The organism is Paenibacillus glycanilyticus (genome assembly GCF_051200795.1).
Lineage (GTDB): Bacteria > Bacillota > Bacilli > Paenibacillales > Paenibacillaceae > Pristimantibacillus > Pristimantibacillus glycanilyticus.
In genome coordinates this window covers 1,285,001-1,308,153 of record NZ_CP195155.1, presented here as the reverse complement: position 1 = coordinate 1,308,153, position 23,153 = coordinate 1,285,001, and the positions used below count along the sequence as shown (strand labels likewise).

At 51.1% G+C, this 23,153-nt stretch carries 21 protein-coding genes, 16 tRNA genes and 1 rRNA gene (1 of these 38 cut by a window edge); 4 read left to right on the top strand and 34 right to left on the bottom strand.

Going from position 1 to position 23,153, the window contains the following annotated elements; genetic code table 11:
* Nucleotides 1-47 precede the first annotated feature (47 nt).
* The 4 genes from ACR9FF_RS05930 to ACR9FF_RS05915 are packed head-to-tail and all read right to left on the bottom strand — an operon-like array spanning nucleotide 48 to nucleotide 4,071.
* Nucleotides 48-1,148 carry a Gfo/Idh/MocA family protein gene (locus tag ACR9FF_RS05930; protein WP_435169648.1) on the bottom strand — a complete coding sequence of 367 codons (1,101 nt, stop codon included), beginning with the start codon at nucleotides 1,146-1,148 and terminating at the stop codon, nucleotides 48-50.
* The gene (locus ACR9FF_RS05925; protein WP_127491034.1) at nucleotides 1,135-1,836 is read right to left on the bottom strand and encodes a ThuA domain-containing protein; all 702 of its coding nucleotides are present in this window, start codon (nucleotides 1,834-1,836) and stop codon (nucleotides 1,135-1,137) included. Before ACR9FF_RS05925 ends, ACR9FF_RS05930 begins: the two co-directional genes overlap by 14 nt.
* A 30-nt stretch (nucleotides 1,837-1,866) precedes the next feature.
* Entirely contained in the window at nucleotides 1,867-3,036 is a 1,170-nt protein-coding gene (locus ACR9FF_RS05920; RefSeq protein WP_127491037.1) for a Gfo/Idh/MocA family protein, read from the bottom strand.
* Nucleotides 3,037-3,066: 30 nt separating this feature from the next.
* Nucleotides 3,067-4,071: a LacI family DNA-binding transcriptional regulator gene (locus ACR9FF_RS05915; protein ID WP_435172041.1), complete on the bottom strand. Its 1,005-nt coding sequence runs from the start codon at nucleotides 4,069-4,071 to the stop codon at nucleotides 3,067-3,069.
* A 217-nt stretch (nucleotides 4,072-4,288) separates the two neighbouring features.
* On the opposite strand from ACR9FF_RS05915, the gene ACR9FF_RS05910 reads away from it, so the two are divergent.
* Both ACR9FF_RS05910 and ACR9FF_RS05905 read left to right on the top strand, forming a co-directional pair.
* On the top strand, nucleotides 4,289-4,630 hold the full coding sequence (locus ACR9FF_RS05910) for a TM2 domain-containing protein (protein ID WP_127491042.1): 342 nt from the start codon (nucleotides 4,289-4,291) through the stop codon (nucleotides 4,628-4,630).
* A 9-nt stretch (nucleotides 4,631-4,639) separates the two neighbouring features.
* Nucleotides 4,640-5,026, top strand: coding sequence for a TM2 domain-containing protein (locus tag ACR9FF_RS05905; protein WP_435169645.1), 387 nt, complete (start codon nucleotides 4,640-4,642; stop codon nucleotides 5,024-5,026).
* Nucleotides 5,027-5,085: 59 nt separating this feature from the next.
* On the opposite strand, the gene ACR9FF_RS05900 is transcribed toward ACR9FF_RS05905, so the two are convergent.
* From ACR9FF_RS05900 to ACR9FF_RS05885, 4 genes are all read right to left on the bottom strand, one after another.
* Complete coding sequence (locus ACR9FF_RS05900) at nucleotides 5,086-6,675, bottom strand: peptide chain release factor 3 (RefSeq protein WP_127491046.1); 1,590 nt, start codon at nucleotides 6,673-6,675, stop codon at nucleotides 5,086-5,088.
* 42 nt (nucleotides 6,676-6,717) lie between these two features.
* Nucleotides 6,718-7,344: a cyclase family protein gene (locus tag ACR9FF_RS05895; protein ID WP_435169643.1), complete on the bottom strand. Its 627-nt coding sequence runs from the start codon at nucleotides 7,342-7,344 to the stop codon at nucleotides 6,718-6,720.
* Nucleotides 7,345-7,383: 39 nt separating this feature from the next.
* A complete protein-coding gene (gene zwf / locus ACR9FF_RS05890) occupies nucleotides 7,384-8,928 on the bottom strand; it encodes a glucose-6-phosphate dehydrogenase (RefSeq protein WP_435169641.1) in 1,545 nt (514 codons plus the stop codon).
* Between the two features lie 123 nt (nucleotides 8,929-9,051).
* On the bottom strand, nucleotides 9,052-9,729 hold the full coding sequence (locus tag ACR9FF_RS05885) for a YwmB family TATA-box binding protein (protein WP_435169639.1): 678 nt from the start codon (nucleotides 9,727-9,729) through the stop codon (nucleotides 9,052-9,054).
* Nucleotides 9,730-9,914: 185 nt separating this feature from the next.
* Here ACR9FF_RS05885 and ACR9FF_RS05880 point away from each other — a divergent pair, with 185 nt between their 5' ends.
* Together ACR9FF_RS05880 and ACR9FF_RS05875 are read left to right on the top strand one after the other, a co-directional pair.
* Complete coding sequence (locus tag ACR9FF_RS05880; RefSeq protein WP_127491053.1) at nucleotides 9,915-10,298, top strand: hypothetical protein; 384 nt, start codon at nucleotides 9,915-9,917, stop codon at nucleotides 10,296-10,298.
* Between the two features lie 75 nt (nucleotides 10,299-10,373).
* Nucleotides 10,374-11,039 carry a hypothetical protein gene (locus ACR9FF_RS05875; RefSeq protein ID WP_435169636.1) on the top strand — a complete coding sequence of 222 codons (666 nt, stop codon included), beginning with the start codon at nucleotides 10,374-10,376 and terminating at the stop codon, nucleotides 11,037-11,039.
* Nucleotides 11,040-11,145: 106 nt separating this feature from the next.
* On the opposite strand, the gene ACR9FF_RS05870 is transcribed toward ACR9FF_RS05875, so the two are convergent.
* From ACR9FF_RS05870 to ACR9FF_RS05745, 26 genes are all read right to left on the bottom strand, one after another.
* Nucleotides 11,146-11,844, bottom strand: coding sequence for a response regulator (locus ACR9FF_RS05870; protein WP_308443823.1), 699 nt, complete (start codon nucleotides 11,842-11,844; stop codon nucleotides 11,146-11,148).
* A 5-nt stretch (nucleotides 11,845-11,849) separates the two neighbouring features.
* Nucleotides 11,850-12,863 carry a sensor histidine kinase gene (locus ACR9FF_RS05865; protein WP_127491057.1) on the bottom strand — a complete coding sequence of 338 codons (1,014 nt, stop codon included), beginning with the start codon at nucleotides 12,861-12,863 and terminating at the stop codon, nucleotides 11,850-11,852.
* 130 nt (nucleotides 12,864-12,993) lie between these two features.
* Nucleotides 12,994-13,695 (bottom strand): PspA/IM30 family protein, encoded by a 702-nt coding sequence (locus tag ACR9FF_RS05860; RefSeq protein ID WP_127491059.1) that lies wholly within the window; start codon nucleotides 13,693-13,695, stop codon nucleotides 12,994-12,996.
* A 2-nt stretch (nucleotides 13,696-13,697) separates the two neighbouring features.
* Nucleotides 13,698-14,180 (bottom strand): PspC domain-containing protein, encoded by a 483-nt coding sequence (locus ACR9FF_RS05855; RefSeq protein ID WP_317981688.1) that lies wholly within the window; start codon nucleotides 14,178-14,180, stop codon nucleotides 13,698-13,700.
* Nucleotides 14,168-14,854, bottom strand: coding sequence for a PspA/IM30 family protein (locus ACR9FF_RS05850; protein WP_127491063.1), 687 nt, complete (start codon nucleotides 14,852-14,854; stop codon nucleotides 14,168-14,170). Before ACR9FF_RS05850 ends, ACR9FF_RS05855 begins: the two co-directional genes overlap by 13 nt.
* 24 nt (nucleotides 14,855-14,878) lie before the next feature.
* Nucleotides 14,879-15,178: a LiaF transmembrane domain-containing protein gene (locus ACR9FF_RS05845; protein WP_127491065.1), complete on the bottom strand. Its 300-nt coding sequence runs from the start codon at nucleotides 15,176-15,178 to the stop codon at nucleotides 14,879-14,881.
* Nucleotides 15,179-15,395: 217 nt separating this feature from the next.
* A complete protein-coding gene (locus ACR9FF_RS05840) occupies nucleotides 15,396-16,499 on the bottom strand; it encodes a GerAB/ArcD/ProY family transporter (RefSeq protein WP_435169632.1) in 1,104 nt (367 codons plus the stop codon).
* A gap of 262 nt (nucleotides 16,500-16,761) precedes the next feature.
* Nucleotides 16,762-17,964, bottom strand: a complete 1,203-nt coding sequence (locus ACR9FF_RS05835) for a Ger(x)C family spore germination protein (RefSeq protein ID WP_435169630.1) — start codon at nucleotides 17,962-17,964, stop codon at nucleotides 16,762-16,764.
* Between the two features lie 33 nt (nucleotides 17,965-17,997).
* Entirely contained in the window at nucleotides 17,998-19,458 is a 1,461-nt protein-coding gene (locus ACR9FF_RS05830) for a spore germination protein (RefSeq protein ID WP_435169628.1), read from the bottom strand.
* A 166-nt stretch (nucleotides 19,459-19,624) separates the two neighbouring features.
* Nucleotides 19,625-19,706: transfer RNA gene (locus ACR9FF_RS05825), tRNA-Leu, on the bottom strand.
* Between the two features lie 12 nt (nucleotides 19,707-19,718).
* Nucleotides 19,719-19,795 (bottom strand) — tRNA-Arg (locus ACR9FF_RS05820).
* A gap of 18 nt (nucleotides 19,796-19,813) precedes the next feature.
* A tRNA-Cys gene (locus ACR9FF_RS05815) sits at nucleotides 19,814-19,887 on the bottom strand.
* 9 nt (nucleotides 19,888-19,896) lie between these two features.
* Nucleotides 19,897-19,971: transfer RNA gene (locus ACR9FF_RS05810), tRNA-Gly, on the bottom strand.
* A gap of 5 nt (nucleotides 19,972-19,976) precedes the next feature.
* Nucleotides 19,977-20,051, bottom strand: a tRNA-Gln gene (locus ACR9FF_RS05805).
* 29 nt (nucleotides 20,052-20,080) lie between these two features.
* Nucleotides 20,081-20,156: transfer RNA gene (locus ACR9FF_RS05800), tRNA-His, on the bottom strand.
* Between the two features lie 22 nt (nucleotides 20,157-20,178).
* Nucleotides 20,179-20,252: transfer RNA gene (locus tag ACR9FF_RS05795), tRNA-Trp, on the bottom strand.
* Nucleotides 20,253-20,255: 3 nt separating this feature from the next.
* Nucleotides 20,256-20,339, bottom strand: a tRNA-Tyr gene (locus tag ACR9FF_RS05790).
* A 7-nt stretch (nucleotides 20,340-20,346) separates the two neighbouring features.
* Nucleotides 20,347-20,422 (bottom strand) — tRNA-Thr (locus ACR9FF_RS05785).
* A gap of 26 nt (nucleotides 20,423-20,448) precedes the next feature.
* A tRNA-Phe gene (locus ACR9FF_RS05780) sits at nucleotides 20,449-20,524 on the bottom strand.
* A gap of 15 nt (nucleotides 20,525-20,539) precedes the next feature.
* A tRNA-Asp gene (locus ACR9FF_RS05775) sits at nucleotides 20,540-20,616 on the bottom strand.
* A gap of 34 nt (nucleotides 20,617-20,650) precedes the next feature.
* A tRNA-Met gene (locus ACR9FF_RS05770) sits at nucleotides 20,651-20,727 on the bottom strand.
* Nucleotides 20,728-20,745: 18 nt separating this feature from the next.
* A tRNA-Val gene (locus ACR9FF_RS05765) sits at nucleotides 20,746-20,821 on the bottom strand.
* An 80-nt stretch (nucleotides 20,822-20,901) separates the two neighbouring features.
* Nucleotides 20,902-20,976, bottom strand: a tRNA-Glu gene (locus tag ACR9FF_RS05760).
* A 39-nt stretch (nucleotides 20,977-21,015) separates the two neighbouring features.
* Nucleotides 21,016-21,106, bottom strand: a tRNA-Ser gene (locus tag ACR9FF_RS05755).
* 3 nt (nucleotides 21,107-21,109) lie between these two features.
* Nucleotides 21,110-21,185, bottom strand: a tRNA-Asn gene (locus ACR9FF_RS05750).
* A gap of 125 nt (nucleotides 21,186-21,310) precedes the next feature.
* A 23S ribosomal RNA gene (locus ACR9FF_RS05745) occupies nucleotides 21,311-23,153 on the bottom strand; it runs 1,090 nt beyond the window's last position.

The window sequence follows — 23,153 nt, the reverse complement described above, 5'->3', positions numbered from 1 at the left end:
AAAGCCGGCGGGATACCCGCCGACCTAGAATGGCTATATTTGACAAATTAGTCCAAGCTGTTCGGTTGAAGACCAAGCGTAAACGGCGCTGGTTTCTCGCAGCTGCTCTTCATGGTATAATGCGCGCCTTGCTCGGCCGCATCGAAGAAGCCATGCATCGCTTCCAGCACGTGATAAGCAAGCTCGCCGCTTGGACGCGCCTTGCGTCCGGTAAGCGCCGCTTTCGCAAGATCGGCAGCGCCTAGACCGCGTACGTTATCCGTGTTCGGATACACGAGCGGAATCTCAGACCACTCATGCGAGCCCGCGCGTTTGAACTGGATAGGACCGCCAAACGTATTCGGATCCGGAACAAGCAGCGTTCCCGCCGATCCGTATACCTCGATTCGAGGCAAGGTGGAGCCGCCTCTTACGTCAAAGGTTTGCAGAATCGTTCCAATTGGACCGGATGCAAACTCGATAATGCCGGCGACATGCGTCGGAACCTCAACCTGAATTTTTTGACCGAACTTCGGCTGGCTTGTAATCGTCCGTTCCGGGAACGAAGCGCGGGCCATGCCGGTTACGCGGCTGATAGGTCCAAGCATGGCTACCATAGCCGTCAGATAGTACGGCCCCATATCGAACATCGGGCCGCCGCCTTTCTGATAATAAAACTCCGGTGCCGGATGCCAAGTCTCATGACCGCCCGACATCATAAAGGCCGTTGCGCCGATTGGCGTACCGATCCAGCCGTCTTCGATCAGCTTGATGCTCGTTTGAATACCGCCGCCAAGGAACGTATCCGGCGCGCTGCCCACAAGCAGCCCTTTGCGTGTCGCAAGCTCTAGCACGGCTTGCGCTTCTTCGCGGGTAACCGCGAATGGCTTCTCTACGTATACATGCTTGCCGGCTTCAAGCGCCTGCAGGCATACCGCCGCATGCGCCTGCGGAATCGTCAGGTTGATGACCATACCGATTTCCGGATCGGCGAGCAGCTCTTCCACCGAGCAGCCCCGGATGCCGAATTCCTCGGCTTTTGCCTTCGCCCGGTCTACGTCCAAATCCGCGCAAGCGACAATTTCCATCGAATCGAATTTCTTGCCGTTGTTCAAATACGCGCTGCTGATATTGCCTGTTCCGATAACGCCGACCTTAAGCTTTTGCATGAGCGTGAGTCCCTCCGTTTACCGCTGCCGTTTTGCCTTCCGCGCACCAGTTGAAGCCCCGGCGCATCATTTCTTTGACTACGGGAATATCGATAATGTTGGCTTGATGGCCAAGCGAGTTATAATAGACGCGTCCAACGCCCCAGCGCTTCGTCCAGGCTACCGGCATATCAACCGCCTTGTTCAGGGAGTGCGGCCCTTCGGTCACCGGGAAACGGGTTGTTGCGAGTACTTCAACAGCCGGATCGACATGCAGGTAATACTGCTCCGAGCTGACTTCAAAGTCCTCGATGCCTTCCGTCAACGGGCTGGAGCTATGCTTGATGTTTACGACGTAATCGGTACCGTCATTGCCCGGATGCGCTACCCATTGGCCGCCGGTCATGAACTGCCAGTCCACGTTTTCCCGGAAAGCGTCGCACATGCCGCCATGACAGCCGGCAAGGCCAACCCCGCTTTGAACGGCTTCCGATACGTTTTGCACATACTCCGGCTTAATCTTATCCATCGTCCAGATTGGTACGATTAGATCGAGGCCCTTCAGTTTTTCCCCGTCCGCAAACGCGTCCAGCGTATCCGACACTTCAACCTCGTAGCCTTCCTTCACCAGCACGTCTTCAAAAATACCCGCAACTTCCTTCGGCTGATGACCGTCCCAGCCGCCCCATACGATTAGTGCTTTTCTCATCGTCTTCGTTAGTCTCCTCTGCCCGCAGAATTATTGGAACTCTTTCAAAGCAACCCAGCGACGTTCCGCAATCGAACGTTCCACCGCAACAAGCACTTCTTGGCATCTCACGCCGTCATGGAAGTTCGGCACCGGCTGGCGGTCTTCCGCGATTGCCGTCATCAGCTCATGCACCTCATGAGTGAACGTATGCTCGTATCCGATGGTGTGACCGGCCGGCCACCAGGCATCCATGTAAGCATGGGAAGCATCGGTTGCGAGTACGCGGCGGAAGCCTTGCACATCGTCGGCATCCTCCGTGAAGTAAACTTCAAGCTCGTTCATCCGTTCAAAGTCGAATTTGATGCTGCCTTTGCTGCCGTTAATCTCGAACGCATTCGTGCAACGGTGTCCTGCAGCAAAGCGCGTAGCTTCGAAGCTGCCAAGCGCGCCATTCTCGAACCTTGTCAGGAACAGCGTTGCATCGTCAACCGTTACTTCCCCGCGCGGCGCGTCCGCGCCGCTTTTTGTTGCGCTAAGACCCGTCATCGATTCGGAAACCGGACGTTCCTTGACGAAGGTCTCTTCCATCCCGATAACTTCCTGGAACTCGCCAACGAGGAAACGGGCCATATCGATCAAGTGCGCGCCAAGGTCGCCATGCGAGCCGGAACCGGCGATTTCCTTCTTCAGGCGCCATACCAGCGGGAACTCCGGATCAAGAATCCAGTCCTGCAGGAAAACGGCGCGGAAATGATGGATTTTACCGATACGGCCTTCCGAGATCAGCTTCTTCGCCAACTGGACAGCCGGAGCAAAGCGGTAGTTAAAGCCAACCATATGCTTCACGCCTGCTTTCTCGGCAGCAGCCAGCATTTCGTTCGCATCCTCCAGCGTCAGCGCAAGCGGCTTCTCACAGAACAGATGCTTGCCCGCTTCGGCGGCCGCAATCGTAATCTCCTTATGAGCGTCGCTTGGCGCATTAATGTCGATCAGATCAATATCCTCGCGCGCGACCAGCTTGCGCCAATCCGTCTCGCCGCTCTGCCAGCCGAATTGTGTCCGCGCCTTCTCGAGACCTACCGGATCACGGCCGCAAATCGCGGTCATTTCCGGCAGTACAGCGGTTTCCGGGAAAAACATCGGCAGCGCGCGGTACGCGTTGCTGTGTGCCTTACCCATAAATTTATAACCAACCATTCCGACACGAAGTTTGCTCATTCTTAAACTACCGCCTCTCGATAACTTATTTTAGGTTGTTTCTCGCTTAATGAGTTGAACGGGAAGAATCGTATTCCCTGGCTCTTCGGTTTCCGCTGCCAGCAGTTTCATGGCAGCTCGTCGTCCCATCTCGTAAAAAGGAACCGATACCGTCGACAGCTTCGGCGTTACGATTCTGGAGCTGTCCGAATCATCGTAACCGATCAGGCCGATATCCTTGCCCGCTTCAATGCCGTACTCCCGAAGACCGTCCATCAAACCAATCGCCATCCGGTCATTAGCCGCGAATACAGCGTCAATCCGCTTGCTCCTGATTCCCTCGGATAGCCGTGAGGCCGCTTCATACCCGCTCTTCCTGCTGTAATTACCGGTGAATATCCGTTCATCCTCGTGCCGGATCCCCGATTCCTCCAGCGCGCGCTTATAGCCGGCAAGCCTGTCCCCGCTGCTCGAGAAAGCATCCGGACCGTTCAGGAAGGCAATCTGCTTGAAGCCGTTTGCAATCAGATGCTGAACCGCCTCGTAGCTTCCCGACTCATGGTCCGCATCGACGGTCAGGTATCCTTCCTCGTCAAACCGCTGGTTCACGAGGCAGAATGGATAACCTTCCTCCTGAAGCTCGGCTAGCGCGGCACGTTCCTCGGCAACATTTTGAGCGCCCAGCACGATACAGGCATCCACCTTCTGCGTCCGGAACAGCTTTGCGTAATCACGCGGACTGTCCGGCTCCCGGAAGATTAGCAGCAGATCATAGTTGCAGGCCTTCGCCGCCTCGCCGATCCCGCTTAATATTTCCGCAAAGTAATAGGTCGAGAACAGATGAACCTTCGGCACAAACGGCAGAATGACGCCAACGTTTCCGCTTTTCCTCCTGGCAAATCGCTGGGCAAGCGCATTAGGCACATACCCCAGCTCTTTGGCCGCCTCTAGCACGCGAATTCGTGTCTCTTCCTTAATAGGCCCTACATTGTTAAGTACCCGGGATACCGTTGCTTCCGATACACCGGCCAGCTTCGCTACTTCTTTCCTGCTGATAGTCGGCGCCTCCTGTTATTGCATTTATTACTTAAGTCTTTTGCTGCTGTTTAGCTGTAATGTACACGCGTACATTATGTCATGAAAGCGCTATTCCGTCAACCGGATAAGCCAATAAAGATTTCCATTAATATTATGAAAATTTGGGTTGTATGATTTTTACATAACCCCTATACTTTAGCTGGTAGACTACAATTTAGATAAAGGGGAGCAGTACATGTCATTTAACATCGCGCAAAAAAGCCAACTAGACGCCAGGGAGCTACTTCTGCTGGAGCAAGAGGTGAAGGATCGTGGCAAGAATATGGTCATCGCTTACGTTCTCTGGTATTTCCTCGGCATGTTTGGCGGTCACCGCTTCTATCTCGGGCGTACAGGCTCCGCGATTGCACAGCTTATTCTTTCCATTTCCGTTATCGGCGTGATTGTGACTTCCATCTGGTGGATCGTGGATGCTTTCCTCCTGCACACATGGGTGAGAGACCGCAACCGCGCAGTCGAGGGCCAGCTGATTGACGAAATTATGGCTCACAAGCATTTTCACGGTGGCTCATTCTAGGAGGTCATCATGAATCGGCAAGACCTCACGCTGAATGAACTGATGGTATTCAACTCCGAGATGCGGAGTAGCGAAAAATCGGCGGCTATCGCTTATCTGATGCTTCTTGGCGGTCACCTCGGCGTACACCGCTTTTATCTGAAGCGCAAGAAAACGGCCATTATCCAGCTGATTCTTTTCCTCATCGCAACTCTAGCCTATATATTACTCAGTATTGCTTCCGCAGCTGAACAAAAGGCTTTGCTAATTATCAGCACCATCCTATTCGCTCTTCCTGCTGCCGCCTTGTTCATCTGGGTTATCGTGGATCTCTTCTTAATCTCCCGCATGGTCAAAGCGTACAACAAGGAAGTCGAACGGGATTTGATTGAGCAAATTATTCAATACCGGCAATAGCAATGCAAAAAATCCCCTGATCTCATCCGATCAGGGGATTTTCTTATTCGTTTTACGCTTTATGGAGCAGTCTCCAGGAATTTCATGGTTGGATTCTTATCCATCGCGGTGCGCATCGCATATTCATTCTCGAAGAGAACAACGTAATTGCCCTTTTTGTCCTTCACAAGGGTAGAGTTGATCCGGAACTTCGAAGGATCGATCTTATCGTCAATGATCCAGCGCGCGAATTGGAACGGCATGCGGTGCAGCTGAATATCAACGCCGTATTCGCCCTTCATCCGGTACTCGAATACCTCAAACTGCAGGTGGCCGACTACGCCAAGAATCGTTTCGTCAGCAAAGCCGCTTGCCGAGTAGAACACCTGAATGGTGCCTTCCTCCGTCAGTTGGTCTATCCCCTTCTGATACTGCTTATGCTTCAAAGCGTTCTTCACGGTAACCTTGGCGAAGATCTCCGGAGAGAACGTAGGAAGCTCGTCGAATACGACCTCGGAGCCTTGCGATAAGGAATCGCCAATCCGGAAAATACCCGGGTCGAACAGACCGATAATATCGCCCGGATAAGCCGTCTCGACAATATCGCGGTCCTGCGCCAGGAATTGCTGCGGCTGGGACAGCTTAATGTCTTTGCCCGCGCGGACATGGCGGACGCTCATGCCGCGCTCGAAACGACCGGAGCAAATCCGAAGGAAAGCGATACGGTCGCGGTGCGCCGGGTTCATGTTGGCTTGGATTTTGAACACGTAACCGGAGAACTTCTCGTTTGTCGGGTCAACCGAACCGCTGGTGCTCATCCGCGGAGCAGGCTTTGGAGCAAGCTCCAGGAAGTTCTCCAGGAAGGTTTGAACGCCGAAGTTGTTCACGGCGCTTCCGAAGAAGATCGGTGTCAATTCGCCTGCCCGCACTTTATCGAAATCAAACGGATCGCCCGCTACGTCAAGCAGCTCCAAATCCTGTATAAGCTGATCATGCAGGTAGTCTCCAGCCATTTCTCGAATAACCGGATCATTGTAATCATCGACTTTGCGAACCTCGATCGTGCTGTGGTCATTGCCTTGGAACAGCTCAACCTGATTTTTCATCCGGTCGTATACGCCGCATAGCTCGCGGCCCATGCCGATTGGCCAGTTCATTGGCACCGAACGAATGCCGAGAACCCGCTCCAGCTCTTCCATCAGCTCGAATGGGCTTTGGCCTTCGCGGTCCAGCTTGTTAATAAAGGTGAAGATCGGAATACCGCGTTTGCGGCAGACCTGGAACAGCTTGATCGTCTGCGCCTCGACGCCTTTCGCAACGTCGATCAGCATGACCGCACTATCCGCTGCAGTCAGCGTACGGTACGTATCTTCGGAGAAATCCTGGTGACCGGGCGTATCCAGAATGTTAACCCGATGTCCGAGGTAATCGAACTGCATCACGCTGGACGTAACGGAGATACCGCGCTGCTTCTCGATTTCCATCCAGTCGGATGTAGCGTGGCGGCTCGCTTTGCGGGCTTTTACCGACCCTGCAAGACGAATAGCTCCCCCGAATAAGAGGAGCTTCTCCGTTAATGTGGTTTTACCGGCGTCAGGGTGAGAGATAATCGCAAAGGTACGGCGCTTATCTACTTCCTGTGTAATTTCATTGCTTAACGTTTGGCTCATGCTTGCCTTCCCTTCATAGCGTTGCCGCGAGGCAACGCTCCTTTATCCATTCCCGATCAGCAGCGCGCGTGCCGGCGCCGCTTCGATACCGGTCAATTTCAAAGGCGCAATCACCATGAAATAAGAGCCAGGGGGCACTTCCTTCAGGCGAAGCCCTTCTACAATAATGACATTGTTGCGGAACAATGTCCGGTGGGTTGGATACTCCGCCTGGGAGCGTTCAATCCCAAGTCCGTCCGTACCAATCCCGCGAACCCCTACCTCAACGAGGTAACGGGCGCCATCCTCCCGCAAGAATACGAAATCGGATTCAAAGGAATCCGTAAATGAGTTCTTCGTTTTTACGAGAATGAACTCGCCCTTTTGCAGGCCATGCTTCTCAAGGTCTTCTCTCGTGATACTGTCGTTCACGTCCGTGAAGTCCAGAACCCGGGCATTCCCGACGAGCTCCTCGAGACCAATTGTTTCGATTGTTGAGCCATCCTCCGGCAACATATGCAGAGGCGCATCGACATGGGTGCCGCAATGGACATCCATATCGATGCGCGATTCGTTAACGCCGTCTGGAGAGGTAGGCTGGGAGTTGATTTCGGGCTGCTTGTCGTCATGGTTGCCCCATACCGGCATGCCCTTTTCGATTGTCATCGAAATATCGTAAACCTTAAACATAAAGGCATATCCCTCCGTTAGCGGTGTGCTTGAAATAAATTACTTGCCGCTATTCGATACCCAAATCACATTGTCTTCTTCTTGCCCGTTAACCGGCCACCATTTGAAGCCGTCTTGCGCCAGCAGCTTTTCAGCTTTCTCCGGGCCCCACGAGCCTGCAGGATAGTGCTGCAGATCAGCCGAATCTTCGCGCCATGCAGCCGCAATGCGGTCAACGAATTCCCATGCTTGCGCCACTTCATCCCAACGGGTGAAGTACGTCGAATCGCCGCGAACCGCATCATGGATCAGGCGCTCGTAAGCTTCCGGCGTATTGATGCCGATTTGGCAGCTTTGGCAGAATTCCATGTTTACGGGCTGTACCGAATTGTCTTCGCCCGGCGTTTTGGCATTTACTTTAATATAGATGCCTTCCATCGGGTTAACGCGAATAACGAGCAGGTTCGGCTGCAGGTCATGACGCTGCGCGAACAATACGTTTTGCGGCATCGATTTGAACTCGATAACCACTTCCGTTGTTTTTACCGGAAGGCGTTTGCCTGTACGGATGTAGAACGGTACTCCCGCCCAGCGGAAGTTGTCAACCGCCAGCTTGGCAGCAAAATAAGTTTCCGTTGTAGAGTTCTCGCCTACCGAGTCCTCTTGGCGGTAACCGGGAAGCTCTTTTCCATTGAGGGAGCCTTCGCTGTATTGGCCGCGTACAACCAGGTTGCGCACTTCGTCGCTCGATTTGTACGGACGAAGGGAGCGAAGCACCTTAACCTTCTCGTCGCGGATATCTTCGCCATGCAGACGGCTAGGCGGCTCCATTGCGATCATCGTCAGCATTTGAAGCATATGGTTTTGGCCCATGTCGCGAAGGGCGCCAGACTTGTCGTAATAACCGCCGCGCTCTTCCACGCCAACCGTTTCGGAGAGCGTGATTTGCACGTTTGCGATATGGTTATTGTTCCAGAGCGGCTCAAAAAACGCATTCGCGAAACGGATCACTTGAATATTTTGAACCATCTCTTTGCCGAGGTAGTGGTCAATGCGGTAAATTTCTTCTTCTTTGAAAACTTGCGTGATTTGGTCATTCAGCTTTTGGGCCGATTCCAGATCATAGCCGAACGGCTTCTCGATTACGACGCGGTGCCAGCCCTTGGATTCGAGCAGTCCGCCGTCGCGCAGGCTGAACGATACCGGTCCGAACAGCGACGGTGCAAGCGCCAGATAGAACAGACGGTTGCCCGGAATATTGAATTTGGCATCCAGTTGATCGGACAGAGTAGCCAGACCGCGGAATGCTTCCACATTGTTAATATCAAGCGGCAAATATTCGAAGTGCTCCGCAAAACGGTTCCAGAGCTCTACGTCATCTGCTTTGTAACGGCAGAATTCCACGATCGACTCATACAGGTCGGCGCGGAACTGCTCGTTAGTACGCTCTCTGCGTGCGAGGCCTACAACGGCGAAATTTTCAGACAGCTTTCCTTCTTTATATAAGCTGAACAAGGCAGGAAACAACTTGCGCTTCGCCAAATCGCCTGTCGCCCCGAAGATATAATAAATAGCGCCTTGCGCATTTGATGATTCAACGTTCATTTCAGTTAGTTCCCTCATTCTTTCCATATATTTTTTTATTTTTATTTATGTAGTTTAGCATATTAATCCTTAAACTGCTATTCATCCAATCATAAAAAAAACTAATTGGCCATCATATTTCTTCTAATCGTTTCCTGCTTCGGAAACGGTGTAATCTCCCGTAATTAGCGGGGTTCCGACGATCAGAGACAACGTCCCGGACTCCGTTTCCCGATGCTCGGCAATTTGCAGATTCGCCTTCTTCCCCGCTCCCGCTTCCACCGAAGAGAACAGCTTTTCCGAGTAGTAGGCTTCGCTGACCGTTCCGCTCTCGTCCTTATACCGGTCAACCCGCTTGCCGCCCGTGGCTTGGGCCAGACGTTCCGCTGCGTTATTATATTCCGTCTTGCCCCGAACCGTCATACCTCCGGAGTAGGAAACGCCCTCTTTCTTTAAGATGGCTTCCGTACGGTTTACAACGGCAAGCAGCTGCTCTTTGTCCGCCTTTTGGCCGGTCGTAAATACAAGCAACGCCTGATGATCCGAGTTTAGCGGGAATATGGACAGTGTTCCCTGCTTCTGCCCTTTTTCATCCGCCTGAAGCTGTTGTTCCGCTCGCTCCAGGTCAGCTGCTTCCCCTTCAAGGTCCCATCTTATTGTCCATTCCGCATTCGCCGCGCCTTTGCTGTAGAGCTTGTCCGTCCACTGCCATAACAGAGCGAGATCATGGGCAACGATTCCCGGATTCTCGTCGGAACGGAGCTCATCCCTATTGAAGACTGCCCAGATGATGCCGACCGCCAGTACAGCGGCAGCCAACATAACCGCTCGCCGTGCTTTCCGCCGGTTGGACTGCTCGGCTGTCGTTTGAACAAATCGATTCGCTGCGATGACAATAACCTCCCTTGACCGTTTATTACTGCTAGGTGTTTAACCATACCTATTCGCCTCTGGGTGAATACACTGGTTGCAAAGCCTAATGCAAGTAAACATAAGGAGGAGCTTGAATGGAACAGATTTATCCTCTCGAGGAAGATATCGTGTCGAGATATTGCGGAATGCCCGTGTATATCATTATGAAAGATGGATCGAGGCATATCGGCAGGCTGAGCAAATGCAAGGGCGGAAAGCTTACGCTTAATGGAGATCCTAACGTTTCCGATGCGGATGAACCGGAGGCTGTTCCGGATAAATCTTCTTCGAAAAAGAGCAAAAAAAACTCGAAATCCAAATTCCAGCAGCAAGCCAAATCAAGCAAGCCGGAACAACCCGTCCAAACGCAATCCTATCCGTTTGACCCTTACTACTACGAGCCTCGCCCATACTATCCGTTCCGCGATTTGATCACGCTTGATTTTGCGCTTGTTGCCTTCTTATTTCTTTTGTTCTGACAGACACCATTCGCCAGCCTTTGCCGCAAAAGCATACTATGCTGGTCATACCAGACGCAAAAGGAGGCAGTCTAAATGCCAATGTTGTCTATAACCCCTGCCAGGCTAGCCGATCGGCTTCAAGCCGTTTCCCCGGTTCGCCCTTACGGCAAAAGTACATTCCGTGAAGAAGAGCCGATAAGGCTGCCTCCCGGATCCGCTCTATTTGACAGCTTCGATTGGGGCGTCCCTTACCGTCATGCTGCCGAAACGGCGGCAGGATGGCTTCTGCACAGCAGACAAGCCCAGCTGATGATCCGGCTCTCTGCCCGTAAAATCAAACAAAATCCAACGTTGCCCGTCATTGAGGAAGAACTACTGAAGGTAGCAGCAGCCGTAAACGGACTGCTTGCTTTCCTCGAAGAGGCTGAACCCTTCCTTCATCCACGGCTTAAGCTTTCTATCGAGCAAGCAATGTCCCATCCTGCTGCGGTTGAATATGGACTGATGCTTGTGAACGGTACCTGGCAGATCCAGCTCCCCGACCCCTGCAAGGTCGAATCCTCCGTTCAGCTGCTTACGGGGCCAAGAGGCTGGATCACCTCTCTTCACAAAGCGCTGGAAGAACCTCTTTCTGCAAGAGTGCTGGATTTGCTGCGCAAGGATATGCCGCTTCTGCAGCCCTATAGCTGTTATTACAATACCATGGCAACGTATTGGCCTTTTCCTGCTAGCGGAATGCTTCTTAACCGCCGCCTTTAACTTATTTTAACAAAAACAGGTCTCTCCCTCCAGCAGTAAGACGAAAAAAGGGGCTCTCCTAAAGTTCAACTTCAGGCCAGCCCCAATCTGATAAAAACCATGCATTCTACTCCGCAATCCCTTGCTTATGCGCATAAATCGCCGCTTGCGTACGGTCCTCGACGTCAAGCTTGTTAAAGATGTTCGTAATGTGGAATTTCACGGTCTTTACGCCGATAAACAGCTCGTCCGCTATTTCCTGATTGGACATTCCTTGCGCTACCCGCTTCAGCACGTCCATCTCTCGCTCCGTCAAATCATCATGAAGCGCGGCCTGTACCGGCTGCTTCGGCTTGCGGAGACGGTTCATCATCTTGGCGGCAACCTGCGATTCCAATACCGACTGTCCGCGTGCCGCTGCGCGAATCGCATCCGCAATCTCCGTTGCTCTGGCCGTCTTGAGCAGGTAGCTGAACGCCCCCGCTTCAATAACCGGATACAGCTTGCTATCATCGATAAAGCTGGTTAATACGATAACCTTGCACTCCGGATACAGCTCAAGCAGCTTTTGCGTTGTTTCCACGCCATCCATGCCGTCCATAACAAGATCCATAAGCACAATGTCAGGCTTGTAGGCCTGAGCCAGACGAATTCCGTCATAACCGTTGCTAGCTTCCCCTACGACTTCGATACCTTCTTCCGTATCGAGCACCGCAGCAAGCCCGATACGCACCATTTCATGATCATCCACTAACAATACTTTAATCCGTTCATTCAGTTGCTCGATCGGTTCCACCTTATTCACCGCTTCCTTCAACATGTACATGGTCCTTATTTCTCTATCTCGCCGTCAATCGGAACCCGGATATCGATGCTTGTTCCCTCTCCCGGTCTCGAGATCATATGTAAATAGCCGCCAAGCTCATTCACACGCTCTTCCATCGTTAATAATCCGTAAGAGGTTTGCTTCTTCGCTTCCAGGTCGAACCCGATGCCGGTATCTTTTAATAACATACGTACTTCGGGGCCTTTCCGATGCAGCTTAATTTCCATACTTTCCGCTTTTGCGTGCCGAAGGGTATTCGACAAGGCTTCTTGAGCGATCCGGAACAAATGGTCCTCGGCCCCGGGCTTCATCGTAATCGAGTCATCAACGTCCAAATCAATCGTCATCGGAACCTTCTGCTTAAGCTCGTCCACCAGCGCTGTTAATGCGGCAGCCAGATTTTTGCCGTCCAGATGAACGGGTCTTAAATGCAGCAGCAGGGCGCGCATCTCGGATTGCGCTACGGAAGCCATCTCTTCGATGAGCTGTACCTGTCTCTTCGCCCGCTCCCAGTCCCGCTCAATCGTACGGCTGACAGCCGTCGCCGTCATCGAGATCGCGAACAGCTGCTGACTGACCGCGTCATGCAGCTCTCTTGCAAGCCGCTGGCGTTCCTCGATAACAGCCGAGAACTTGACCTTCTCCGTCCAGATCGCATCGCTTTGCTCCTGTTCGGACACCGGAACACCGCCTTCCTCCTCCGCCGAATTCAGCGTTACCCGATAGCTGCGTCTGCGTTGCTGCTCGCTGAGCCGTTCAACGGCCTGCTTAAGCTTGGAATTCTGCAGAAAACCAACGATCGCTGCTGCCGCCATTGCTGCTCCGATTACGGTAAGTCCTAAGATAGCCCACTTGCCTTGGAAAGTATACAGTCGCACGTAACCAATCGCTTGCAGCACAATGATGACAAGACTCACGATAATAATGAGCCATAATACGGTCTCGGTCACATTTTTGCGTCTTGCTTCTTTATTGGGCCTCTCCGCACGATGGTGCTCATTCGCTTGTCCTTCAGCCATCCAGGTCCACTCCTTCAAATACGTACGCAGGGAAGAGCAGACCGATCCCCCCGGCAATTTCATTAAGCTAAAGCTTAATGAAATTGCGGTTACCCGGTCCGCTCTCCCGTTATTGCATACTTCTGGTTGATTATACTTCTTCCGGTTTGTTCAGCTTGCTTTTCAAAGCTTCAAGCTGCTCGTCAACCTTCAGCTTTTTCTCCATATCGGCGGCGCTAAAGGAGCCTGTGTTGTTGCTTGTACCGCTGTATGCTGCCGAGTAAGGAGTGCGAAGAACATCCGCTTCCGCTTCAAGCTGCATGATTTTCTCTTCCATACGGTAGAAGCCTCTCGAAGCCGTACCGCTGTCGATCGTATGGTTCGAAGAAATTTGAGCCATTTGCTTTTGCGCTTTAGCGATTTGAGCGCGGGATGCCAGCTCATTGCGTTTATTGCGAAGCTGGTAGAACTCATCCTTCATGCCGTGCAATTGCTGCATCAGCTCTTCGGCTTGCGTTTTCGCTTGCGCATGAAGATCGCTGTATTCGTTCACCTTCTGGTCGAAATAAAGCTTCTCTTCGAGCAGCTTGCGAGCGAACTCTTCCTGGCCGGCGCGAAGCGCTGCTTCTGCCTTCGACTCGCGGTCGGCAATGCTGCGTACCGCTTCATCCAGACGTTGTTTCAGACGGCGTTCGTTCGCCATTTGTTTCGCTACCGTTACTTCCGCTTGATGAATTTCCGATTCCATGTCGCGCAGATATTGATTCAGCATGACTACCGGATCTTCCATTTTATCCAATACCTCATTCACCGATGCCTTAGTCAGATCCTTCATTCTTTTAAAGATTCCCATTGTTAAATCTCTCCCTTCTCATATTTAGCCAATTTGGCGCGTAATTCTTCGATTTCTTTACGAAGTGCTTTTTTTTCAAGATCATCCATCATGCTATCGAATTGCGACGAAGCTTGCTGGCTTGGACGTGCTTGCGAGAAGTTATCCCATTGTCCTTGCGGCGGGTTTTTGTAAGGACCGCCGAAGGAGGAACCGAAGCCGCCTTGGCCGCCGTTATAACCGTTGCCGTACCCGCTGCCGCCGTAGCCGCCTCCAAACCCGCCGGGTCCAAAGCCGTGACCGTTATAAAACGTTGGTTCCTTAGGAACGATAAGGCCGGCAATGATATAGACAGGAATTGCGAATCCGCTTGTAAAGATGGTAACGACGATGAGCAGGATACGGATAAGTGTCGCATCGACATTGATCATTTCCGCGAGTCCGCCGCAAAGACCAAACAGCTTCTTGTCGCGGGTGGAGCGGTACAGTTTTTTCAAGACGACCATCCTTCCTTCTCAAGTTTCTTCTTTAATTGCTGCAGCTCGCGTTCGATTACGGATTGCACCTGGTTGCCTGCTTCGCTGATGAACTCTTTGCCCATCCGGCGAAGATCATGCAGACTTTTTGCTTCCATCTCCATATCGCCGATCCGGTCTTCCAATCTGCGGAACATCGAGCCCGGCTGAACGCCGCCCGCCTGGCCGCCCTCCGTATACCGCGCATTCATGCGCTGCTGAAGTCTGAGCGACTCCATTCTTGCCGCGTAATATTCGCGTTTGTCATAGACAAGCTGGTACTCGCTGCGCATTTCGCGAAGCTGATCTTCAAGATCCACCGTATTCTGACGGCTTTGTTCATACAGTTCTCGGTATTGATTCGAGCGCTCTTCGCTGGTTGTCTTCTCGTGAAGAGCGATTCGCGCAAGCTGCTCCTCGCCGGCTTTCAGCGCGGTCAATGCTTGCTGCTCGCGTTTTTCCTTCTGCTGCTCTGCTTGCAGCCATTGCGCTTTGAGATGATTGCTATGTCCTAGATATTGCTGGTGCAGCCGTTCCGCTTGAATAATCTCTTCGCGCGTCGACCAGAGGAACTGGTCAATCAGGCGAACCGGATCTTCTGCTTTCTCCAGTCTTTCATTTAAACTTGCCACTGTAATGTCGCGCACTCGCCGCATAATGCTCATGTATGGCCCTCCCAACTTTTTTTATTAGAAATGTCGATTGTTGTTATTTTTTTTCACCATCGAAATACCGAACAGGATCAGCACAACCGCGATACCCAGCATAATCAGTTTCGACAATGCCGGCAGCAGCATCAAAATACCGATTGCGCCAACGATTCCGCCGATGATCTTTTTATTGCTTCTCCAGGCAACTACCCCAAGTCCGATTAATACGATTGCGAACAGGGTACCCACCAGTGCACCAAGATGGATGCCGAAGAATTTAAGTACCATGATGCCGCCTGCAACTGCAAGCAATAAGCCTAACGCTTTTTTACCATCCATTGCTTCTTCCACCGCCTCTCAAAGATTGCTTTGTTTTTTCTCTTCTTGTGAATCTCTCTTGCTTATGTTCCTATTGTAGATCGAATCCATACTTTCTAAAACGGACCAACGACGGTTTCTATGCTAGACCTAGGTCGAGTCGCTCTTCCGCCTTAAGGGTCGAATCCTGTCCTATTACGCAAAAAAGGTGCTTTACCCTATGCAAGAGTCAGCACCTTCATGATGAGGTTTGGTTCCCTTTCATGCTGGAACGCAGCGCATCTATGCCTAATAGTCCTGCCGGGATAAGGACCATAAAGATAGTCGCATACACGGAGAAAACCTTAGGCGTAAACGCAATAAAGCTAACGATATTGTCGTAGACAAGGAGAGACAAGAAAACAAGCAGCAGGGCAAATGGCAAGGTCAGCGTACGGTATTCCTTCAACCTCAGCGTCTGGGCTGTCCCAAGCGTTACGGCGTACATGCAAACCACCGTTTTGAAAAAAATCGTGATCAACCATATAATTGCCAGCATGGCCTCGACTCTCTGCAGAAAGTTCCCCACGCTGATTTGCTTCGCCAGGGTATAGCTGGCATACATATTCCTCTGCGTGAATTCGGTACCCAGTACCAGCGTCGACAGCAGTACGCTAACGATAATAACCACGCTGCCGAGCAAGGTTCCCGCCAGCAAGGCGCTTCTTGCTTTTTTCGGCCTGTTCGTATAAGGAACCAGCATCATGAGAATAACCTGTTCTTGAAGATTAAAATAATAAAACGCGCCTAGCAGGATTGGTTTTATTCCATTCTCGAAAACAGGCTCAGCCCGATCTATTCTAATCTGGGGCAACAGGAAGAAAGTAAGGAATAGAAACAATGCGATTACAAACGGCAAGAAAATCTCCGCTGCCCTAGCCGTTGTTTCAATACCAAGCCGAACCGCGTAAACCACCACAGCCATGAATAAAATAATCGTTATTTCGATTGGCGTATTCGGCATAATATGGGTCGTCATGAAATTCCCTACGACGCGAAGCAGGAAAGAAGACAACAAAAAGATAAAAGAAAGGAAAAACAACGAAATAACCTTTCCTAGCCACTTCCCCAATATCTTCTCGCTAAACTCCGCAAGCGTTAATGTGGGATAGCGGCCGGCCAGCGCGCTATAAATCAATATGGTTAGAAGATTGGCCGCTGTTCCTATAAGGCATGCAATCCAGCCGTCTTGTTTGGAGAATACGGCCATAATGGAAGGAACGATCAGGATGGAGGTGCCAATCGTATACAGAAGCGTAAGAACGGTCAGCTGCCGGTGACTTATTTTTCCCTTCTCGAGCATCCTTCATCACCTCCCGCTTAAATTTTGAAAAATCGCCTCGGCCAGCGGCCGCAGCATATAATCGAGCCCATTTACCGGATTAGGAATATGTAAATTGAGGAACCTCATAATCACCAGTAAGATACCTAACCCCAGCAGGCAAAAGAATACCCAAAGATCCTTCCTCAGCTTTCTCTTCCTCAATGACGGCACTTCAATCAGAATAATTACAGCTGCGGCTGCGAATAGCCATATATATTTCATCATAGTTGCTAATTCCTTCTTACTTCATTTCTTGCATAAACGAGTTACTAACCGTACCGGTCTGCCGGATATTTACCACAACGTCTAACTTGACCGGCATCTTCTGAAAGACGGCATCCCAATTATTCTCAACACTTTTCCAATAGGAAGGATTCGCGCGATGAACGACATCTCCAAAGCCAAATATATCCACTTTGTATTTTTCCTGAACCTGATGGATTGTTTTCTGTACAAACCCCCGTATCGCTTCCGCGCTTTCGTGCTCCAACTCATAAATAGACGATTTTTGAGTCAGATCGATTTTACACAACACTTCGCCAATGCTGCCCTCGGTACGAATCCCTATATGTATTTCCGGTTCTCCGTTTACAAACCTGGCTTTGGTTGTCGTTTTCGAACGAATGACCTCAATTGTCATTCTCCCGCCCTCGGGACACTTAAGAACCCCGACCGTATTATGTACATCGTTGTGAATAAAAGAGTAGCCTCTGCTTTCTCCTTCATTCAACCATCCAACAAGCTTATCCTCGTTAAAAACAGCCATGCCCGAATACTGCAGGTGTGCGGGTGAAGCAATTTTTTCAACATTCTCCCTGCTTTCGCCTTTTTCGCGGTCACCTCTCAGGCGGAGTCCGGTGACAACCGGTTGTTTGCCTTTTCTAACGATATCCATAATGAGCTGATCCAGCGTTATCGATGCGGTTGGCGCCCATTGCTTCTGCGAGTTAAGCAAAGAAGAATACATCTGATTGGCAGGGATAGCTTCCAAATGGGTTAATATTTTCAGCGTGCTTGCTGCGGTAGTCTCTCTTGCAATGGTGATGTAGAAATCGGTGCGATGCTCATAATATCTGGACATGTATTCAAGAGCATCCGCAATCCCTTCTTTGGCTAACTCCTCGCCGATGACTAACATCCGAAGGTGGGCAGAATATATAGGTCTCGGCGATACCGTAGTCATTTTGCGTATGGCTTCAAATATGGTTCGTCCCCTCGCTTGGTAAAACGTAACGGGAGTCCGCGTCATCGTTCTGTTGTTTGCGGCAACCTCTCCCGGGTCAACGACCTGAACTGACACCTGATATTGATTCTCCCCATCCTTATCGATTCCGATTGCCACGGCAATCGCCAGATCATTAAGCTCGCGGCGATTCCAGCAGCCAGTCAGCGTCATCACTATTAAAACAAACAATAAGGGAACTAATATTCTCCGCATCATCATCGCAATTCCTCATCTCGTTGCCTTTATTCTCGATTACCGCTTCGGCCCGGGAAGCTTGTTATTGCCTCGGGTAATATTATTCTGACTAATTAGACGCAGCCGTTTCCGCATGGCCCAGTGCGGTAGCCGGAATAAGGTATCCTTCGTATCCTCGGCAATAAACGGTCCAAATGGACTCATATACGGTACTCCGAAGGTACGGAGACTGCATAAATGAAGCACGAGCGCAAAAATGCCTAGAATTATCCCGTATAAACCAAAGGACGCAGCCAGCCCCATTAACGCGAATCGGATCATGCGGATGGAAATGGACATATTCATGGCTGGCACAACAAAGCTTGATATAGCCGTGATGGATACCACTATTACCATCGCAGCGGAAACAATCCCCGCATCCACAGCTGCCTGTCCGATAACCAAGGTGCCGACAATCGAAATAGCCTGACCCATTGTTCTAGGCATCCGAACCCCGGCTTCACGCAGGATCTCGAACGTAATCTCCATAATCAACGCCTCGATAAATGCGGGAAAAGGTATCCCTTCCCGTTGGGCCGCAAGTCCAATGAGCAGCTGAGTAGGGAGCATTTCCTGATGAAAGGTCGTGATGGCTATATAAAGCGATGGCCCTAACAGAGCGATAAAGATGCCTACAAAGCGGAGAATCCTGATCAGCGAGCTGATATCGGCGCGTTGATAGTAATCCTCCGCAGAATGCATGAAGGAAATGAACAAAGCGGGAACCACAAGCACATGAGGCGTTCCATCCACCAATATCGCCACTTTGCCTTCCAGCAGTTCCGCAGCGATAACATCCGGCCGTTCAGAATTGTACATGGTCGGAAATGGACTATAAGCGGAATCCTGAATCAGCTCTTCGATATAGCCGCTTTCCAGAATCCCGTCAATATCTATTCTGGATAATCGGTTACGAACCTCTTCCAAGATCTTATCGCTCACAATACCTTTTATATACATTATGGAAACACTAGTCTGGGTCATTTTCCCGATTCTCATATTTTCAAGCCACAAATCGGGATTCTTAATTTTCCTTCTGACCAGTGCCGTATTTGTGCGAATGGATTCCGTAAACGACTCTTTGGGGCCGCGGCTTACCGTTTCCGTCATGGCCTCTGAAACCGCACGGTCTTTAATTCCATTCATAGCAATGGACAATATTTTATTGCTGTCCCATATAAGAATGACATGGCCGGAAAACAGGTTATAGTACATCGTATCCGTCGATGTCACTTCTTCTATTTCTCCCGCGGTCAGCAAGTCCAGAAAAGGATGCTGATTCGTATTAAGATTCGGAAACTCCACCATCAGAGTCTCCAATATAAAATCCTGAACAGAGTCCGTGTTTACTAGTCCATCCGCATAAAACAAATTCACTGTTCGAGAATTGCCACCATATTCAATTTGGAATTCTTTAAAAATAATATCGTTACTGTTACCGAGTTTTTCTTTAATCGTTGTAATATCGATCTGACTCATGCTGCATCACATCACCCGTATTTGATAATTATCAGTATGGTCATACGCCAATCGATATAAACAAAAAGCACCCGTCGGAGGTTAGTCCGCCAGGTGCTCGTAAAGTATATAAACATGCAAAAAACGCTGACCGTACAAAGTACAATCAGCGCAATCATTTCAATATTGGTGCCGGTGAGAGGACTCGAACCTCCACGGTTTCCCTCACGATTTTGAGTCGCGCGCGTCTGCCATTCCGCCACACCGGCATTTGATAAATATGGCGTGCCCTAAGAGATTCGAACTCCTGACCTTTTGATTCGTAGTCAAACGCTCTATCCAGCTGAGCTAAGGGCACATTTTATTGAAATAATTGTGGAGGCGCCACCCAGACTCGAACTGGGGGTAAAGCTTTTGCAGAGCTCTGCCTTACCACTTGGCTATGGCGCCACCTAATTATGGAGCGGAAGACGGGAATCGAACCCGCGACCCTCGCCTTGGCAAGGCGATGCTCTACCGCTGAGCCACTTCCGCATAAATGGCTGGGGATCAAGGATTCGAACCTTGGAGTGACGGAGTCAAAGTCCGTTGCCTTACCGCTTGGCTAATCCCCAACAGAAAACTTTTTAAACTTTAGTGAAAATGGGGCGATCGATGGGACTTGAACCCACGAATGCCGGAGCCACAGACCGGTGCGTTAACCCCTTCGCCACGACCGCCATACTCACTATAAAAATTATCTGGCAGGGGCAGCAGGAATTGAACCCACACCAAAGGTTTTGGAGACCTTTGTTCTACCTTTAAACTATGCCCCTAAATGGTGGAGGGTGATGGATTCGAACCACCGAACCGTTAGGAAGAGATTTACAGTCTCCCGCGTTTGGCCACTTCGCTAACCCTCCGTAAAAATGGTGCCGGCGATAGGAGTCGAACCCACGACCTACTGATTACAAGTCAGTTGCTCTACCAACTGAGCTACACCGGCATATTAACTTTTCCAACCATCTAACATGGTGGCTCGGGACGGAATCGAACCGCCGACACGAGGATTTTCAGTCCTCTGCTCTACCAACTGAGCTACCGAGCCTGATGTTTGATTAAATGGCGGAGCTGACGGGATTCGAACCCGCGGTCTCCTGCGTGACAGGCAGGCATGTTAGGCCTCTACACCACAGCTCCACATCGTTCTCGGTAAAAACCGAAGATAAAGTTTTGGTTGCGGGGGCAGGATTTGAACCTGCGGCCTTCGGGTTATGAGCCCGACGAGCTACCGAGCTGCTCCACCCCGCGTCATTTTTAAAACATATATGGTGGAGGCTGAGGGGATCGAACCCCCGACCCTCTGCTTGTAAGGCAGATGCTCTCCCAGCTGAGCTAAGCCTCCATATTCTCTCGAGCGACTTTTATAATATATCACATTCAAGTCGGCTTGGCAAGAACTTTTTTGTTTCTTTTTTGTAAAGATGGTGACCCGTAGGGGATTCGAACCCCTGTTACCTCCGTGAAAGGGAGGTGTCTTAACCCCTTGACCAACGGGCCTTGCTTATTACGTAGCAATCAGCTATGTAAGAAATATTATGGCAGAGAGGAAGGGATTCGAACCCTCGAGACCCGGTTAGAGCCTACACGATTTCCAATCGTGCTCCTTCGACCACTCGGACACCTCTCTATATGGCTCCCCGAACAGGACTCGAACCTGTGACAACTCGATTAACAGTCGAGTGCTCTACCAACTGAGCTATCAGGGAATACATTCAAAGCTTGCGCCTTGAAAACTGGATGCGAAATTATGAATTCCTTAAGTTTCTTGCGGGGTCCCCGAAAAGTAATCGGAATAAGCTGCAACGCTTAACTTCACTTTTTGGGGGTTGTTTAGGATAAGCCCTCGACCGATTAGTATTCGTCAGCTCCACACATTGCTGTGCTTCCACCCCGAACCTATCAACCTCGTCGTCTTCAAGGGGTCTTACTAATTGGGAAATCTCATCTTGAGGGGGGCTTCACGCTTAGATGCTTTCAGCGCTTATCCCGTCCGTACTTGGCTACCCAGCGGTGCTCCTGGCGGAACAACTGGTACACCAGCGGTACGTCCATCCCGGTCCTCTCGTACTAAGGACAGCTCCTCTCAAATTTCCTGCGCCCGCGACAGATAGGGACCGAACTGTCTCACGACGTTCTGAACCCAGCTCGCGTACCGCTTTAATGGGCGAACAGCCCAACCCTTGGGACCTACTTCAGCCCCAGGATGCGATGAGCCGACATCGAGGTGCCAAACCTCCCCGTCGATGTGGACTCTTGGGGGAGATAAGCCTGTTATCCCCAGGGTAGCTTTTATCCGTTGAGCGATGGCCCTTCCATTCGGTACCACCGGATCACTAAGCCCGACTTTCGTCCCTGCTCGACTTGTTGGTCTCGCAGTCAAGCTCCCTTATGCCTTTGCACTCTCCGAATGATTTCCAACCATTCTGAGGGAACCTTTGGGCGCCTCCGTTACATTTTAGGAGGCGACCGCCCCAGTCAAACTGCCCACCTGACACGGTCCCTCTACCCGATTCAGGGTAGCAGGTTAGAACTCCGATACGATCAGGGTGGTATCCCAACGTCGCCTCCACACAAGCTGGCGCTCATGCTTCTCAGGCTCCCACCTATCCTGTACAGATCGTACCAAAGTCCAATATCAAGCTGCAGTAAAGCTCCATGGGGTCTTTCCGTCTTGTCGCGGGTAACCTGCATCTTCACAGGTATTAAAATTTCACCGGATCTCTCGTTGAGACAGCGCCCAAGTCGTTACGCCATTCGTGCGGGTCAGAATTTACCTGACAAGGAATTTCGCTACCTTAGGACCGTTATAGTTACGGCCGCCGTTTACTGGGGCTTCGGTTCACAGCTTCGGATTGCTCCTAACCGCTCCCCTTAACCTTCCAGCACCGGGCAGGCGTCAGCCCGTATACTTCGCCTTACGGCTTCGCACAGACCTGTGTTTTTGCTAAACAGTCGCTTGGGCCTTTTCACTGCGGCCCCCTCGGGCTATTCACCCTACCGAGGCACCCCTTCTCCCGAAGTTACGGGGTCATTTTGCCGAGTTCCTTAACGAGAGTTCTTCCGCGCGCCTTAGCATGCTCTGCTCGCCTACCTGTGTCGGTTTGCGGTACGGGCACCTTCACCTGGCTAGAGGCTTTTCTTGACAGCCGGAGTACATGACCTTCGCTACTGCAATTTTCGCTCCCCATCACAGCCTAGCTTACGCGAGTTGCGGATTTGCCTACAACTCTGCCTCACTGCTTGGACAGGCTATTCCATCAGCCTGCGTCACTGCCCTTCTGTGTCACCCCATTGCTCATAACGGTTTACGGTGGTACAGGAATTTCAACCTGTTGTCCTTCCACTACGCCTTTCGGCCTCGCGTTAGGTCCCGACTTACCCTGAGTGGACGAGCCTTCCTCAGGAACCCTTAGGCTTTCGGCGGACAAGATTCTCACTTGTCTTTTCGTTACTCATACCGGCATTCTCACTTGAATGCAGTCCACCAGTCCTTCCGGTCTGACTTCAATCCGCATTCAACGCTCCCCTACCCAAGTACCATACGGTACATGCCATAGCTTCGGTGGTGTGTTTAGCCCCGTTACATTTTCGGCGCAGAGTCACTCGACCAGTGAGCTATTACGCACTCTTTAAATGGTGGCTGCTTCTAAGCCAACATCCTGGTTGTCTTTGCA